The following is a 16,970-nucleotide window of genomic DNA, read 5'->3' on the forward strand; positions in this document are numbered from 1 at the left end:
GATTCAATGGATGCTCTTTCGCAGTTGTTTTATCTGCATGGTATTGGCTTTGAATTCACTAAGTATACAGGTGAACAAGTGTTTTTTAGTGAAGACACGCGTAAACGTGCTTTGCAATGTTGTGGTGTTGATACAAATAACGAAGCTGAAATAACTCAACTAACTTATGATTTAGATGCATCGCTTTGGCTGGATTTAGTACCCAGTGTGAGCTTAGTTGAGCAAAAAACATGTGTTTTAAAGCTTCGTATAGATGAACGTCAGCAGTATTTAGCCGCTAATATTAATGTTCCTTCTCTTGGGATGAATATAGTTCTTGAGAACCTTTATAATTTGGCGGTTACAGGTGAATATTATTTACATGGCGTTCGTTATATTGAGCTTGCACTGCCTTTAGAAACGATGCCAATAGGTTACCATGAAGCACAGGTTCAAGTAGGTGAACAGCATGCAATTACGCAACTTTGGTATGTGCCTGAGCAAGTTTACCAAGTTGAAGACAAAAAGCGCACTGGGTTATCTATTCAGCTTTACACATTAAAAAATAAAGCTCATTTAGGTATTGGCGACTTTGACGATTTACTAACGCTTACAAAATTATGCAGCTCGCAAAATATGGATTACATATTACTTAATCCACTGCATTTGTTATTTGCTGATATGCCAGAGCGAGCCAGCCCTTATAGCCCTAATAGTCGGGCTTTATTAAACCCTCTTTATATTTCTATAGTATTAAGCGAAGACGCACAAAATAACGCAGTTTTACATGACCTCATGCAACGAGACGATGTAATCACACTTATAAAAAGTAATGATCAATTTATAGATTATGAAAATGTAAGCCGTATAAAGTATGCGTTATTTGAAGCGCTTTATAATCAGTTTGAATTAACGGCAAGTGATGAGCGTCGCCGTGCATTTACAGATTTTTGTGATACTCATTCAAATACGTTAAAGACCCTCGAATCAGATAACTTAACATTTGATTATTACTTGCAGTGGCAAGCGCATATGCAATTGGCATTGTGTCAAAAAAGTTGTGCAGAGCTAGGTATGGCAATTGGCTTAATTAACGACTTAGCCGTTGGCTGTGCGGGTGATGGGGGTGAATTTAAAAATCAAAAGCCACTGTTTAGCCAAGGTGCAAGTGTAGGTGCTCCACCTGATCCATGGGCCGAAGCTGGCCAAAATTGGGGGCTTCCAGCACTAAATCCTCGAAGTCTTAGTAATAATCACTACCAATATTATCGCTCGCTCATTCGCGCAAACATGCAAAATGTAGGTGGACTTAGAATTGACCACGTAATGGCTATTAGGCGCTTATGGTGGTGCTTTGAAAACAATGGCGAACAAGGTGGCTGTTATGTTTACTACCCGTTTGAGCACTTACTCGCCATTTTAAAAATTGAATCACATATTAATCAGAGTATTGTTATTGGAGAAGATTTAGGCGTTGTGCCGCCAGAGGTAAGGCAGGCTCTAGCTTCAAGCGGTATATTTTCTAACAGTTTATTTTATTTTGAAAAACAACACAGTGGAGAGTTTTTAGCGACAGATGAGCTAGCAGCACAGTGTTTGTTAATGATAGCCAATCATGATGTACCGCCTTTTACAGGTTGGTGGCAGCATGCTGATTTAAATATTAAGCAACAATACAAGCTTATAACTTGCAGTGAATACGAGCAATTAAAGCAACAACGAATAGAAGAGCAGCATAGGATACTACGATTTATTAATCGCCATACCAATACAACCGAGCTTTTATTACATAGTAATTCAGCCGAAGTATATAACGCACTAGCATTGTGTTTGGCAGGTTCTCAATCGCGTCTATTTGCAATTCAAATAGACGATTTAGATGAGCAGAAATACCCGGTTAATATCCCCGGGACAGATAAAGAATATCCTAATTGGCGACGTGTATTAACGCATACCGGTGAAGAAATATTTACTAAAAATGGCTCACTTTTAGCTGCTATTGATTCAATAAGGAAAAGTTAAATGAGCAGTACAATTAATAAAAAATCGTCAGCACAGGACAGCTCAGTACATGAAAATAGCTATGATGCACAAGTACATGCATTAAATACAGGACGATTTAAAGACCCATTTAGCTTTTTAGGGGCACATAAAACAGATGCCGAAGTTGAAATCCGTCTTTACTTACCTTGTGCAATAAACGTAAGTGTTACATTAAATAATAAAAGCATTGAGGCGCAGCGCTACCAACAAAGTGACTTATTTATAGCTAAAGTTGATGCTCTACCCACCGCGCCTTATCAATGCATTGCTAAGTACATAAATAGCAGCACTACCTTTTATGATGAATATAGTTTTGAAAGCACACTTGATGCAGAGGCAATGTATTTATTTAACGAAGGCAGCCTTGAACATGCTTACTCTCATTTTGGTGCACATTTTAGTACTCAACAAAACGTAGAGGGTGTGCGCTTTTGTGTATGGGCACCCAACGCAGCAAGTGTTTCTATTATTGGTGAGTTTAATTTTTGGCAAGCTAATCGCCACTTTATGCGTTTTCATCCTGCAAGTGGTGTATGGGAGTTATTTGTACCGGGTCTTAAAGCCGACATGTGCTACAAATTTGCAATTACCGCGCAAAGTGGAGAAGTACTCGAAAAAGCCGACCCCTATGCCTTTAAAATGCAACAAGCACCGGGTACTGCAAGTGTTCTGCAGTATAAACCGGAACCTATAAAGCTTGGCGAAAAGGCACTTCAAAACAGGCAAAAACGCAATCATATTGATGCGCCAATTAGTATTTATGAAGTGCATTTAGGCTCATGGCAACGCGCTGAAAACAACCGTTATTTAAGTTACACAGAGCTTGCTGACAAACTCGTTAGCTACGCCCTTGAAATGAATTTTACTCACTTACAACTTATGCCAATAAGTGAATACCCGTTTGATGGTTCGTGGGGGTATCAGCCTGTTGGTTTATTTGCTCCTACTAGCCGTTTTGGCGACTACAACAGCTTTAAATACTTTGTAGAGCAGTGCCATAAAGCGAATTTGGGTATTTTACTTGATTGGGTACCAGGGCATTTTCCTAGTGATCCGCATGGTTTGCACCGATTTGATGGCACTCATTTATATGAGCATGCCGATAAGCGCCAAGGTTTTCATCCTGATTGGAATACCTACATTTATAACTACGACCGCCCTGAAGTTAAAAGCTTTTTGATTTCAAATGCTATGTATTGGTTACATCAATTTGGATTAGATGGTCTGCGTGTAGATGCCGTAGCCTCTATGTTGTATTTAGATTACAGCCGAAAAGAAGGCGAGTGGGTTGCTAATTGTTATGGCGGGCGCGAAAACTTAGGTGCAATTGAGTGTCTAAAGCAAGTCAATATGCGCAGTTATAAAAACAACCCAGGCATTATGATGGTGGCAGAGGAATCAACAGCGTGGCCGGGTGTCACCCAAAGTGTTGAGCACAACGGTTTAGGCTTTGGCTATAAGTGGAATATGGGTTGGATGAACGATAGTTTGCATTACATGCAGCACGACCCTCTTTATCGTCAGCATCATCATCACGAAATGACTTTTTCGATGGTATACGCTTTTAGCGAAAACTATATATTGCCATTAAGCCACGATGAAGTAGTACACGGTAAAGGCTCGTTAATTGAAAAAATGCCAGGCGATGATTGGCAGAAATTTGCAAATTTACGCGCTTACTACGCATTTATGTGGGCACACCCGGGTAAAAAACTCTTGTTTATGGGCGGTGAAATTGCTCAGAGAAAAGAGTGGGGGCACGATCATTCTATCGATTGGCATTTACTTGAGCACCAAAGTCATAACGGTATAAAGCAAACCGTAAAAGCGCTAAATACCGTTTATAAAAACCAACCCGCGTTGTATGAGTTAGATTCGAGTGCGGCTGGCTTTACCTGGATAGATAACAATAATAATCAGCAGAGTATTTTAAGTTTTGTCCGCTATGCTAAAAACGCAAAAGACTTTGTGGTTGTTATTGCTAATTTTACCCCCGCGTCATATGAAAACTATATTATTGGCGTACCGAGTAAAGGGCGTTACAAGGTTATCTTAAATACAGACAATACTCAGTTTTTTGGCTCTGGCGTTGAGGTAACTAAAGATTCATCGCAGATAGTTCACGCTACAAATGAATCAAATCATGGCTTTAAACACAGTATTTCAATTGCCATTGGTGGCTTAACAACTATTTACTTACAAAAGGTTGATGATGAGTAACCGATTTGATGTAGCCCCCGGTAATGTAGAACCGCTAGGTTCTAGTGTTATCAATAATGGAGTTAACTTCGCGCTTTATGCGCCAGGTGCAAGCCAAGCTTATGTGTGTTTGTTTGATAAAAGTGGCCATTCAGAAATTCTAAAAATGGCGATGAATATTAACGAAGGTGGCATTTGGAGTATTCATATTTCGCCATTAAACGCCGGCGCACTTTATGGTTTTAGAGTCGAGGGTGAATATAACCCTAAAAATGGCCAACTTTTTAACGAAAATAAGCTACTTATAGATCCATATGCAAAGGACTTGTTTGGTGAGTTCACATGGAGCGAACGCCATTATGGGCAAATGCCAATTGGTACTAAAAGCACCGTAAATAATGCGATTGATATACCTAAATCAAAAGTAGCTGCTCCTACGTTGTACGCGCATAAAAAGCCAAACCACCTTTGGTCAAACACGGTTATTTACGAGTGCCATGTTAAGGGAACAACGTGTCGTCATCCTAAAATACCTAAATCTCTACAAGGGAAGTTTTTAGGGTTAAGCCACCCAAGCTTTATTGAGCACTTACAAAGCTTTGGAGTTACAGCAGTTGAGCTTTTACCTGTTCATTCTTTTATTAGTGAGCAATTTTTAACAGGAAAAGGGCTGCAAAACTATTGGGGTTATAACACGCTTAACTTTTTTACCCCCCATAAAGACTATTTGGTAAACGACGATATAAACGAGTTTAAGCAAATGGTGCGCGAGCTTCATGCTGCCGACATAGAAGTTATTTTAGACGTTGTTTATAACCATACAGCAGAGGCAGGGGCCGACGGCCCAATATTATCGCTAAGAGGCTTTGATAACTTAGCGTATTACCGCACAGTAGAGGGTCAGCCTAATGTATATATAAACGATACCGGCTGTGGAAATACTATAAATATTGATCACCCTAAAACACTACAACTTGTTCTTGATAGCCTTCGTTATTGGGTTGAGGTAATGGGGGTTGATGGTTTTAGGTTTGATTTAGCGACGATTTTAGGGCGCTCAAAAGCAGGCTTTAGCTCTGCACATACTTTTTTACAAGTGTTAGCTCAAGACCCTGTGCTTAATAAGGTTAAGTTAATAAGTGAGCCTTGGGATATAGGTCCTGGTGGCTATCAGTTGGGTGCATTTCCGCCGCCATGGCGAGAATGGAACGATCAATACCGCGATGTAATTAGACGTTTTTGGCAAAGTGAAACGGGCATTATTGCCAACGTTGCAAAACGTTTGCATGGATCGTTTGATATTTTTGAGCACAGCCAACGTGGACCACTTAATAGCATTAACTTTATAACGAGTCATGATGGTTTCACGCTTGCCGATTTAGTGAGTTATGAGGAAAAGCATAACGAAGCTAATGGTGAGCAAAGCAGAGATGGACACAGCGCAAATCATTCGTTCAACTGTGGAGTAGAAGGCTTTACTAGTGACTCAAAAATAAACGCACTGCGTTTGCAACAACAAAAGAACTTTTTACTTACTTTAATACTCTCAAAAGGTGTTCCCATGATTGCTGCTGGCAGCGAAATGGCGCACTCTCAAGGGGGTAATAACAATGCTTATTGCCAAAATAATCGCACTAGCTGGCTTGCCTGGAAAGATTCTCAACTTAATCATTCGCTAACACGATTTATTGATGATGCTTTAAAAATTAGACGCGCGCACAGTGCGTTCAAACACAGTGTATTTTTAGATGATATAGACGAGCGTTTTACCGTTAAGTGGTTTACCGAACAAGGTAAAACCATGACCGACGCTCATTGGCATGAAGATACCAGACAGTTTTTAATGTATAGCTTACTTGATAAGCAAAACAATCATGCATTACTGATGGTATTTAATGCCAGTAAAAAAACAGTTTTTTGCCAAATGCCGCCTTCGCCTATTAATGCGCCGTGGCAAATGGTTTTATCAAGTGTAAATAATGCATCTGTGAGTAGTAATGAAGATGCGATGATTGAAATTTCAGCACAAAGTAGTTGGGTTTTTAGTGCTAATTTAGAGGATGTAAGTCATGGCTAAACAAAGTGAACAAGTGTGTGTAGTAAAGGGCTGGCAAGAAGGTCCTGTTATAGATGAAAGTACGCTTAAAGATGACTTAACACGGCATTTTTATTATACCCTAGGTCGCGATAAGGTCGGCGAATCAAGACTGTATTTATACCATGCTTTAGCGCTGACTATTCGCGACAGACTTGTTGCCCGCTGCAGAGAAACGAATCAACAAATTAAGCAAGAGAAACGCCGCAAAACGGCTTACCTTTCTCTTGAATTTTTAATGGGACGTGCGCTGGGTAATGCAATACTAAACCTAGATTTAGACGACCAAGTTGCTGCTGCATTACAAGAATACTGCACAACAGTAGAAACGCTTGAAGATGCCGAGCACGACGCAGGCTTAGGTAACGGTGGTTTGGGCCGCCTAGCTGCTTGTTTTTTAGATAGCTGTGCAAGTCTTGCGTTACCGGTAATTGGTTATGGTCTTCGTTACGAATACGGCATGTTTAACCAATCCATTAAAGATGGCAACCAAATTGAGCAACCAGATAACTGGCTGCGCGAAGGGCACCCATGGGAGCTAAGCGCGCCAGAGCATGCAAAACGTGTAAAATTTGGCGGTTATGTGCAAAGTTACACAGATAAATTTGGCCGAGAGCATCGCCAATGGATGAGTTCACAAGATGTATTAGCTGTACCTTACGATGTCCCTGTCCCAGGTTATAAAAACAATATTGTAAATACGCTACGCTTATGGAAATCAGAAGCGACAGACGAATTTAATTTGACCGAATTTAATGCAGGCAGTTACTCAGAAGCCGTCGCACAAAAAAACCTAGCTGAACAAATTACCATGGTGCTGTATCCAAACGACAGCAGCGAAAATGGTAAAGAGCTTAGATTGCGCCAACAATACTTTTTATCATCTGCGAGTATTCAAGACGTAGTTGATCAGTGGGTTTCCCAACATGGCGAGAGCTTTAGCGACTTTGCTGACTTTCATGTTTTTCAGTTAAACGACACGCACCCAAGTATTGCTGTTGCAGAGCTGATGCGTATTTTAATTGATGATTACGAACTTGATTGGAACGATGCGTGGCAAATCACCACCAAAACGATGGCCTACACAAATCATACGCTACTTCCTGAAGCGCTTGAAAAGTGGTCTGTTTCGTTGTTTTCAAAATTATTACCACGCATTTTAGAAATAGTTTACGAGATAAACGCACGCTTTTTAGCACAAGTTGCACAGCAATGGCCGGGTGATGTTAATAAACAGCGTGCATTGTCGTTGATTGAAGAGGGCGATGAGCCGCAAATTCGTATGGCTTACTTAGCCATTGTAGGTAGTTACTCTGTAAATGGCGTGGCAGCACTGCATACCGAACTGTTAAAAGCGGGCCTATTTAAAGAGTTTTACGCGCTGTGGCCTGATAAGTTTAATAACAAAACAAATGGTGTTACACCAAGACGTTGGGTTGCACATTGTAATCCTGTTTTAAGTAAATTAATCAGCGAAAAAATTGGTCATGACTGGGTTAAGAACTTTTCAACAATTAGCGACCTACGTCGTTTTTACGATGACAAATCATTTCATGGGCAATGGCAAAATGCTAAACGCGAAAACAAACAGCGTTTAGTTGATTTAGTTAAAGCGCGCTGCGATGTTGATTTTGACGTATCGATGATGTTTGACGTACAAGTAAAGCGTATTCATGAATACAAACGTCAGCTATTAAACATACTTCATGTGATTCATTTATATGACCGTATTCGCCGTGGTGATACCCAAGGGCTTGTTCCTCGCTGTGTTTTATTAGGTGGTAAAGCGGCACCGGGTTATTACATGGCTAAAAAAATTATTAAGCTTATTAATAACGTGGCAGAGGTTATAAATAAAGACCCGTTAGCAGCCCCGTATTTACGTGTTGCATTTTTACCTAACTACAACGTAACCGCTATGGAAGTTATTTGCCCTGCAACCGATTTGTCAGAGCAAGTATCTACTGCAGGCAAAGAAGCGTCTGGTACTGGTAACATGAAGTTTATGATGAATGGTGCATTGACAATAGGGACGCTCGATGGTGCAAACATTGAAATTAGAGATGCCGTTGGTGCAGACAACTTCTTTTTGTTTGGGGCACAAGCGCATCAAATTGATGATATTAAATCGCGTTACAATCCTGAGCACTTAATCGCACAAAATAGCGATTTAAATAATGTAATGCACTTACTCGAAAGCGGCCATTTTAACTTGTTTGAACCATGCTTATTTGACGATATAACAAATGCAATTAAGAGCCCGCACGATCCATGGCTTGTTGCGCACGATTTTGAAAGTTATGTAGCAGCTCAAAAAGAAGTTGATAAAGCTTACGCAGATCAAACCTACTGGACACAAATGAGTATTTTAAATACGGCAGCCAGTGGAATGTTTTCAAGTGATAGAACCATAAGCCAATACAGTGAAGACATTTGGCATTTAGAACCCCTCAATATTAGTGAAACAGACTTAACGACAACTAAAAGCCATGCCACTAACAGCCTAGACTAAATGGAGAGAGTATTATGCCCAATTATGCAAATCGCTACATAAGTAGCCTAACCAGAGAAACTTACGCGTTAATACTGGCAGGCGGACGCGGTTCTCGCCTGCATGAGCTAACCGATTGGCGAGCAAAGCCAGCAGTTTACTTTGGTGGTAAACATCGAATTATCGATTTTCCACTATCAAACTGCATTAACTCGGGCGTGAGACGCGTTGGTATTGCCACACAATATAAATCGCATTCATTAATTCGCCATGTAAACCGCGCGTGGGGCCACTTTAAAAAAGAGCTGGGTGAGTCGGTTGAAATACTACCTGCATCTCAGCGCCAAGGTGATGATTGGTACTGTGGCACCGCCGATGCTGTTTTTCAAAACATAGATATTATTCGCCACGAACTCCCTAAATATGTGATGATTTTGTCTGGAGATCATGTGTACCGCATGGACTATGGCGCTTTATTGGCTGAACATGTGCAAAAAGGGGCTGATATGACGGTATGTTGTATTGAAGTGCCTGTTGAAGAAGCTGCAGACACATTTGGTGTAATGACCGTTGATGAAGAAAATAGAGTGTGTCGTTTTGATGAAAAACCAGCAATGCCGAGTTCTGTACCTGGCAAGCCAGGTACATGTTTAGCATCAATGGGAAATTACATTTTTAATACTGAATTTTTGTTTGAGCAACTTAAAAAAGATTCTGAAAATGAAGGTTCTGGCCGAGATTTTGGTCACGATATTATCCCCGCGATTATAGAAGAGCATAATGTATTTGCGTTCCCATTTAGAGATCCAAATCAAGAAGGGCAACCTTATTGGCGTGATGTAGGTACACTAGATTCGTTCTGGGAGGCTAATATGGAACTGGTAATGCCAGAACCACAACTCGACTTATACGATCCAACATGGCCAATATGGACATATCAAGAGCAGCTACCACCTGCTAAGTTTATTTTTGATGACGATGATAGACGCGGTATGGCCTTGGACTCAACCGTGTCGGGTGGGTGTATTATTTCGGGCTCCGCAGTTAGAAAATCCCTCTTGTTTTCTAATGTGCATGTTCGCTCATTTTGTACCATTGAGCAGTCGGTAATTTTACCCGGTGCAGTTATAAACCGAGGCTGTAAAATTAAGCGTGCGATAATAGACCGAAGCTGTGAAATACCTGCAGGCCTTGAAATAGGCTTTGACCCTAAAACAGATGAAGAAAACGGCTTTAGGGTATCTAAGAAAGGCATCGTTCTTGTTACTCGTGATATGCTCACTGAGCTTGCAAAAAAATTAGAGCGCCAAGCGCGTGAGAATAAAAAGCTAGCGTAACAATAAGTTAAATATTAAGCACGACAACAAAGCTTGCTCATTCATGAGCAAGCCCACACAGGTTTAAAGGAAGTAGTAAATTAATGCATGTATTAATGGTTGCAGCAGAAAATGACGCGTTACCAGGCGCAAAAGTAGGCGGTGTGGCAGATGTAGTACGCGATGCCCCAAGGGCGCTCGCAAAGCAAGGTATAACGGTTGACGTTGTTATTCCTGACTACGGGTTTGAGCCGCTTGAGCGTATTTATATAGGTGAAGTAACCGTTGCATTTAATGCTCAACCGCATGTATTAACAGTTTTTAAAGTACAACAAGCCCAAAATAATGTAAGCCAAATTGTTATTAGCCACCCGCTATTTAGTGAATCAGGCAGTGTATATTGTAACGATGCACCGGGGAGGCCTTTTGCAACTGATGCGACAAAATTTGCTTTATTTAATGCGGCCGTCTGCGAAGCATTATTACAAGGTGTATTAAAGCGCCCTACAGCGCTACATTTACATGATTGGCACAGCGCCTGCGTTGCAGTTTTACTTAAGTTTGAGCCACGTTATAGCTCACTTAATACCTTACCCATTGCCTACACAGTGCATAATATTGCACTGCAAGGTATAAGACCCTTTAAACATGATGATTCAAGCTTAGAGGCATGGTTTCCGTCACTTAGTTATAATGGCCAGCAACTATGTGACCCGCGTTATCCGCATTGCTTTAACCCTATGCGCAGTGCAATAAATCTGTGCGATAAAATACATGTTGTATCACCAACCTACAGCCAAGAGGTTCTTGAACCTAGTAATTACGAGCATGGTTTTTTTGGTGGCGAAGGGCTTGAGCAAGATCTGCAAAATGCAGCAAGCCAAGGAAAGCTTGTCGGTATTTTAAATGGCTGCGAATATCCAAGCAATGCACTTGAAGGAGCAACTCTCGCCGATTTTTATAGCCAAGCCGAGAACACTTTATTTACTTGGATGGCAAATAGCGAGCAGTTACAAAGCGGCTACTATATTGCCCACCAACGACTACAGCAATTTAAAGCAACGATTAATAATGGCCCATTAGTCACAAGCGTTGGCCGACTTACAGAGCAAAAAGTGTTGTTATTGTGCCAGCAAGTTAATGGAGCTTTAGCTATTGATAAAGTGTGCCAAGTTATTAATGAATATAACGGCAGACTCATTGTTTTAGGTTCGGGTGACAAAGAACTCGAAAGCATATTTACCAAAGCAATGGCGCGTAATTCTAATCTTTTATTTTTGAAGGGTTATGGTCAAGGTGTTGGCGATTTAATGTATCAACTAGGTGACTTATTTTTAATGCCAAGCTCGTTTGAACCTTGTGGCATTAGCCAAATGCTAGCAATGCGTGCCGGGCAACCCTGTTTAGTACACAGTGTTGGCGGATTAAAAGACACGGTAAAACATCATGAAAATGGTTTTAGCTTTAATGGCGACACGTTAGCAACACAAACGAGTAATTTAATTAGCTGTTTAGTCGAAACTCTCTTAATTAAAAAGCAGAATCCTAAAAAGTGGCATAAAATTAAGCACAGCGCAGAGCAAATGCGTTTTTCGTGGCCGCAAGTGGCAGCTGATTATATAACAACCTTATACCGGTAAATCGTTACTGTATTGCAAAGTTTAGTGACAATTGTGCCTGCTTAGGGTTTAATTACTTAGTATTATATAAAAACTAAGAAGTAGGTAATGTGTCTGTATTTGTTGCAAGGCAAGCAATATTCAATCGAAGAAAAAAAGTAGTAGCCTATGAGCTACTTTTTCGTGATAGTCCTAAAAATTATTTTCCAGATATTGCCGAAGGCCAAGCAACAGCAAGGCTTATTATGGAAAATCAATTAAATTTAGGTACACGTCATATTACATCAGGCAAAAAGGCACTTATTAATATAGGGCCTGAATCATTAAAACTCGATTTATGTGCTTTTTTACCATGCCAAGATGTTGTTATTGAGTTGCTCGAAAGCATTGAGCCTACCGACGACAACTATGAACTATGCCGAGGCTTATTTCATAGTAACTATAAGCTCGCACTCGATGACTTTGTGTATAAACCACAGTGGGATCGTTTTTTAAAGCTTGTGAAGCTCATTAAATTTGATATTGCAATTACACCTCTTAGTGAAATACAACCCATAATTAATAAGTTACAAACGCATAAACAAATAAAAATACTTGCCGAAAAAATAGAAACACAAGACGACTATAAGCTAGCCTTTGATATGGGGTTTGATTATTTTCAAGGCTATTTTTTTGCAAAACCCACCATGATAAAACAAAATGACATTGACTATAACTATGGTTTAGTTGTCGCTATTTACGCCGAAATAATGAAAACAAGTCCAGATATAAAAACTATATCTGGACTATTTGAGCTTGATGCTGCACTTGCATATAAATTGCTGCGTTTAATTAACAGTGGTGTTTTTCCTATACAAAGCGAAATATCATCACTTAAGCAAGCGCTTGTGTATTTAGGGCATGAACGCCTTAAAAAGTTTGTCAGCCTTATTGTTACTGCTCATACCGCAGGTAAAAAACCTGCAGAGCTAATGCAAGTGTGTGTTGTACGTGCTCGCTTTTGTGAGCTTTTGGCAAAAAAGGTTAATGAGAGCCAGTCAGGCGAAGCATTTTTAACTGGGTTATTTTCGTTGCTCGATGCAATCCTTGATCAACCCATGAGCTTGCTTGTTGAAAAGCTACCTTTTCCTGATGAAATAAAAACGGCATTATTAGGGGACAAAAACACACTGTATTATATTTTAAATGTTGTTAAAGCATACGAAACAGGAAGCTGGTGGGCACTTGAGCAAGCTGTACTTTTGCTAAATATAGATAGTGCTATACTACCTCCACTTTACCAGCAGTCGGTCGATTGGGCTGACAGTTATAAGAACAATATTTAACGGATAATAGCTTTAATGCGCAATTATAATATGGACTTTATTCGCGGCGTTGCCGTGCTTGGCCTAGTTTACATGAATGCTTACGCCTTCGGCCTTTTTGAATACGGATATACCTCCTTAACTAATCCTCCTGTTAGCGACTCAATTATTCATACCTTTAGCAGCGTGTTTGTAGACGGGCGTTTTAGAACGCTGTTTAGTTTGCTTTTTGGTGCCGGGCTTTACATTCAGTGGCAACGTTATAAGTGTGAATTGCAGTTAAAAAGCAGACTTTATTGGTTGATCCTCTTTGGGTTAGCACATGGTTTTTTACTTTGGGCAGGTGATATTTTATTTGTTTACGGTGTATCTGGCTGGTTTGTTATTAAATATTTAGAGAGTGATAACAGCGTACTTTTAAAAAGAGGACTTGAGTTTATTTTGTTATCGGGGGTAGCTACTTTTCTTATAGTATCTAGCGTACCCGATGAAGTGATTTACCGCGATTCAGCACAGTTTATAGATTTATATAACCCACACTATATTGATTACTTTATTAGTAACCTAGCTATGAACACATTGATGCTTGTTATGGTGCCAATAATGACAATGTGGATGTGCGTGGGTCTTATGCTCATTGGCATTTATTTATATAAACAAGACGTTTTTAGTAAAGGCTTAACGTTTCAGCAATTAATAGTTTGCGGTGTAATGACCCTTGTTTTTTGTGGAATCAGGCTTTATGCATCACAGCTTGATGGCAGCTTAGGGTATGGGGTGCAAGAGTTTGTAAATATGTTTGCGGCCCTAGGTATGGCTACGCTGTATATTCATTTAATTGTTAAATTTTGCAATAACAGCGCACACGTTGGCAAGCTTATTCAACAAGCAGGGCGCTTAGCATTTACTTTATATATTAGCCAAACTCTCATGCAATTATTGTTATATAAAGTGCTATTTACGCATTGGGTGCTCAGTTTTGATCGTATTGACTATTGGTTAGTTGCATCGGCATTAGTTGCGCTGCAGCTCATATTTACCTTTTTATACAGTCGCTATTTTAATCAAGGCCCGCTTGAATGTGTATGGCGTAAATTAACGAAAGCAAAAATTAATGCTTAAACACCTATAAATAGTAAATTAGGGGCGAAAAAATAGTGCGGGTGGTTTACACTACTCGCCTTAAAAATTACTACGCTATAAGTGCCATGACCGAATTAAAACGTTTAAATAAATTTATTAGTGAAACAGGATTTTGTTCACGCCGCGAAGCCGATAAATATATTGAGCAAGGTCGTGTCAGCGTTAATGGCTACTCACCAGAAATGGGCGTAAAAGTAGCCGCTACCGATGTTGTATTAATTGATGGTAAGCCTCTTAAAGCCACGCCAAAGCGCGTTTACATTGCCTACAATAAACCCGTTGGCATCACGTGTACTACCGAAAGTAAAATTCAAAGTAATATTATACGAGCAGTTAACTATCCAACGCGCATATTCCCAATAGGGCGCTTAGATAGACCGTCTGAAGGGCTTATATTTTTAACTAACGAAGGCGACATCGTTAATAAAATTTTGCGTGCTGGCAATAATCACGAAAAAGAATACGTTGTTACGGTAGATAAACCGCTTAATCGTCAGTTTGTTACAAAAATGGCGAATGGCGTGCCTATTTTAGATACCGTCACTAAAGAATGTAAAGTGACGCAAAGCGGTCCCAAAGAATTTAAAATAGTACTTACCCAAGGCTTAAACCGTCAAATACGCCGCATGTGTGAATACTTAGGCTACGAAGTTGTAACCTTAAAACGTACGCGCATAATGAACGTAACACTTAAAGGTTTAAAAGTAGGGCAGTGGCGTCATCTATCAGATATTGAAATGGCGCAAATAAACGATTCGATTTCTGATTCTGGTAAAACCCAAGAGCACTCGCTTGATACTAATAAGCAATCAGAAAATAATGCACCTTTAGCACCTAAAAAACGTGATTTTCAGGGCGAAAACCCACGACGCTTTAATAATGGTGATCGAAATAGTGAGCGAAGTAATGAGCGAAATACAAATCGTAACTCTGAGCGTAGCAATGCTAACGGAGAGCGCAAAAATGAGCGAACTAATACTCCTTATCAAAAGCGTTCTACCACGTATGTGGGTAAGCCAAAAAGCATTAAAGAAAACAAATCGTCTAATGCTAAATCAGACTCAAAACCAAGCTCAGGCCGTATACTTAGTCTAAAAAAATAGTGCGCAGCTAAATGATGGTATTATACCAATCTGCTTAATTAATTGAGCTATTTTGAGGTAAGAAAACCGTGTCGATAACAAGGCAAAAATTTCGTTATTTAGTTGTTCTATATCAGAAATTTTTAACACAGTTAGCGTCAGGTTTAAGCCCTCAAATTGATCAAGTATTATTGCGGATTGGTATTTATCACTACCACTGTATTTCTTGTACTATATTACCCAGTGGGCTTGTAACGCCCACTAAATTTACGTTGTTATTTTGCAAACTCACCAACTTACTCTTATCTAAATACCATCTAAAACTGTGTTTCCTGTAGCTTTTTAAGTCAAGCACAGTCAGTTTTGAGCAACTGTATTCATAATCAGTTGGGCAAGTGCCTACTTCAAGTAATTGATATTCTTGCTGCCATATATTGTCGCTGTATTTATTGGCAAGTAACTTTGCTGAAATACATACCGACGTCCACAACCATAAGTAAATTAAAATAGGCAAAAACAGTGGTATAAATGCGCTGCGGAACTTCCCATGCACATCAATATAATCTTTGACCGTATGTTTAAATTCAAAGTTACTATTATACTTTTTATATAAGTGCCTAAATAAAACTACCGACAGCACTATCGTCATTATAGGAAATAACGTAAACGTTAAAGTGTCGTATATACCGTTGGGGATAAAAGCGGGATCGGCTTGTTCATCCCATGTAAGTAAAGCCAGTGGGGGAGCCGTTGCTATAAGTAGTAGAGCGCTATTGAATAGTTGTTTAAAGGTCACAGAGATTCACTTATAAAATGCTGCTTGTATAAAGCCCAAATTAGCGCTTAAATGCTAAAACCAATGCAAAATAAGAGTATACCGAAATAAATCGCAATCGCCGATAATGCGTTTTTAGAGCGCAGGCGTTTAGCTAGATCGCGTGTACCATCAACCATGCCTGAAATCACAAGTAGTAAACCACCTGTAAATCGGTAGTTGTTTAAGTTTACATTACCATTATCGTCAGTTATAAAACGTAAATAACCAAAAAGTATAAAAAGGCTGCCCGCTATTAGTAGTGCAATTTTAAAGTTTTCCAAGGCTTTTCCATAATATTGAGTTAGATGTTAAAACGCCACTGAGTCTAGCTAGTATAATTTTACTATATTTCGAATTCAAATTTTGCCTAAATCCATTAAATGTCCTCATTATGTCGCTATATTAGGCGTATATACGCTAAAGCTTGATTTATATTGTGCATTAGCAAGTACACCTTAGTTATATGCTGGGTAAGCTGTTAAGATGCGCCGTCTTAATAATGTAGAAAGGTTACAGAAGTAACATGTCAAAATTTTTCTTTATGGGTAAGCCCGACATAATGGGTAAAAATAACAGTAATGGATTTGCGCCAAATCGTACCGCAAAGGTAGGCACAGAGTTACACCAGCTAACGCTAATTGTAAACTCAGCTGAACGACAATCAGAAATAGAAGCCATACTAGAAGAGCATTCGCTGTTTGCTTCAATTGAAGTTAAAGCAGACGTACCAGAAGATATTCGCGAACTAGACTTTGCGCTTAGTAAATCCACACCACAAGTATTTGATAAAGTACCAGAGCGTAACGCACCTTGTGTATGTGGTAGTGGCAAAAAATATAAAAAGTGTTGCGGTTAGTTTCTTAACAACTAAATATGTAGCCT

At 39.6% G+C, this 16,970-nt stretch carries 12 protein-coding genes; 10 read left to right on the plus strand and 2 right to left on the minus strand.

The genetic code is table 11. The features are described 5' to 3' along the window. Positions 1–6: 6 nt before the first annotated feature. The 9 genes from malQ (at position 7) to rluF (ending at position 15,292) form a co-directional block, all read left to right on the plus strand. Positions 7–2,001: a 4-alpha-glucanotransferase gene (gene malQ / locus WNY98_RS02290; RefSeq protein WP_342877014.1), complete on the plus strand. Its 1,995-nt coding sequence runs from the start codon at positions 7–9 to the stop codon at positions 1,999–2,001. Beyond that, positions 2,002–4,242, plus strand: a complete 2,241-nt coding sequence (gene glgB, locus WNY98_RS02295) for a 1,4-alpha-glucan branching protein GlgB (RefSeq protein WP_342877015.1) — start codon at positions 2,002–2,004, stop codon at positions 4,240–4,242. Further along, positions 4,235–6,298 (plus strand): glycogen debranching protein GlgX, encoded by a 2,064-nt coding sequence (glgX, locus tag WNY98_RS02300; RefSeq protein WP_342877016.1) that lies wholly within the window; start codon positions 4,235–4,237, stop codon positions 6,296–6,298. Before glgB ends, glgX begins: the two co-directional genes overlap by 8 nt. Next, positions 6,291–8,828 (plus strand): glycogen/starch/alpha-glucan phosphorylase, encoded by a 2,538-nt coding sequence (locus WNY98_RS02305; protein ID WP_342877017.1) that lies wholly within the window; start codon positions 6,291–6,293, stop codon positions 8,826–8,828. The genes glgX and WNY98_RS02305 overlap by 8 nt, the downstream gene beginning before the upstream one ends. A gap of 14 nt (positions 8,829–8,842) precedes the next feature. Beyond that, on the plus strand, positions 8,843–10,144 hold the full coding sequence (gene glgC, locus WNY98_RS02310; protein ID WP_024598134.1) for a glucose-1-phosphate adenylyltransferase: 1,302 nt from the start codon (positions 8,843–8,845) through the stop codon (positions 10,142–10,144). A gap of 83 nt (positions 10,145–10,227) precedes the next feature. Beyond that, positions 10,228–11,763, plus strand: coding sequence for a glycogen/starch synthase (locus tag WNY98_RS02315; RefSeq protein WP_342877018.1), 1,536 nt, complete (start codon positions 10,228–10,230; stop codon positions 11,761–11,763). A gap of 89 nt (positions 11,764–11,852) precedes the next feature. Further along, positions 11,853–13,067 (plus strand): HDOD domain-containing protein, encoded by a 1,215-nt coding sequence (locus WNY98_RS02320; protein WP_342877019.1) that lies wholly within the window; start codon positions 11,853–11,855, stop codon positions 13,065–13,067. Positions 13,068–13,097: 30 nt separating this feature from the next. Then, positions 13,098–14,168 (plus strand): DUF418 domain-containing protein, encoded by a 1,071-nt coding sequence (locus tag WNY98_RS02325; RefSeq protein WP_342877085.1) that lies wholly within the window; start codon positions 13,098–13,100, stop codon positions 14,166–14,168. Between the two features lie 86 nt (positions 14,169–14,254). Further along, positions 14,255–15,292, plus strand: coding sequence for a 23S rRNA pseudouridine(2604) synthase RluF (gene rluF / locus WNY98_RS02330; protein WP_342877020.1), 1,038 nt, complete (start codon positions 14,255–14,257; stop codon positions 15,290–15,292). Between the two features lie 190 nt (positions 15,293–15,482). On the opposite strand, the gene WNY98_RS02335 is transcribed toward rluF, so the two are convergent. After that, on the minus strand, positions 15,483–16,067 hold the full coding sequence (locus WNY98_RS02335; RefSeq protein WP_342877021.1) for a hypothetical protein: 585 nt from the start codon (positions 16,065–16,067) through the stop codon (positions 15,483–15,485). A 47-nt stretch (positions 16,068–16,114) separates the two neighbouring features. Next, entirely contained in the window at positions 16,115–16,369 is a 255-nt protein-coding gene (locus WNY98_RS02340) for a MetJ regulator of methionine regulon (RefSeq protein WP_342877022.1), read from the minus strand. 242 nt (positions 16,370–16,611) lie between these two features. Between WNY98_RS02340 and WNY98_RS02345 the strand changes: the two genes are divergently transcribed. Continuing rightward, positions 16,612–16,944, plus strand: coding sequence for a PBPRA1643 family SWIM/SEC-C metal-binding motif protein (locus WNY98_RS02345; protein WP_342877023.1), 333 nt, complete (start codon positions 16,612–16,614; stop codon positions 16,942–16,944). The last annotated feature ends 26 nt before the right edge of the window (positions 16,945–16,970 follow it).

The sequence above is a fragment of the Pseudoalteromonas sp. AS71 genome, from assembly GCF_038900275.1.
In the GTDB taxonomy this organism is placed as follows: Bacteria; Pseudomonadota; Gammaproteobacteria; order Enterobacterales; family Alteromonadaceae; genus Pseudoalteromonas.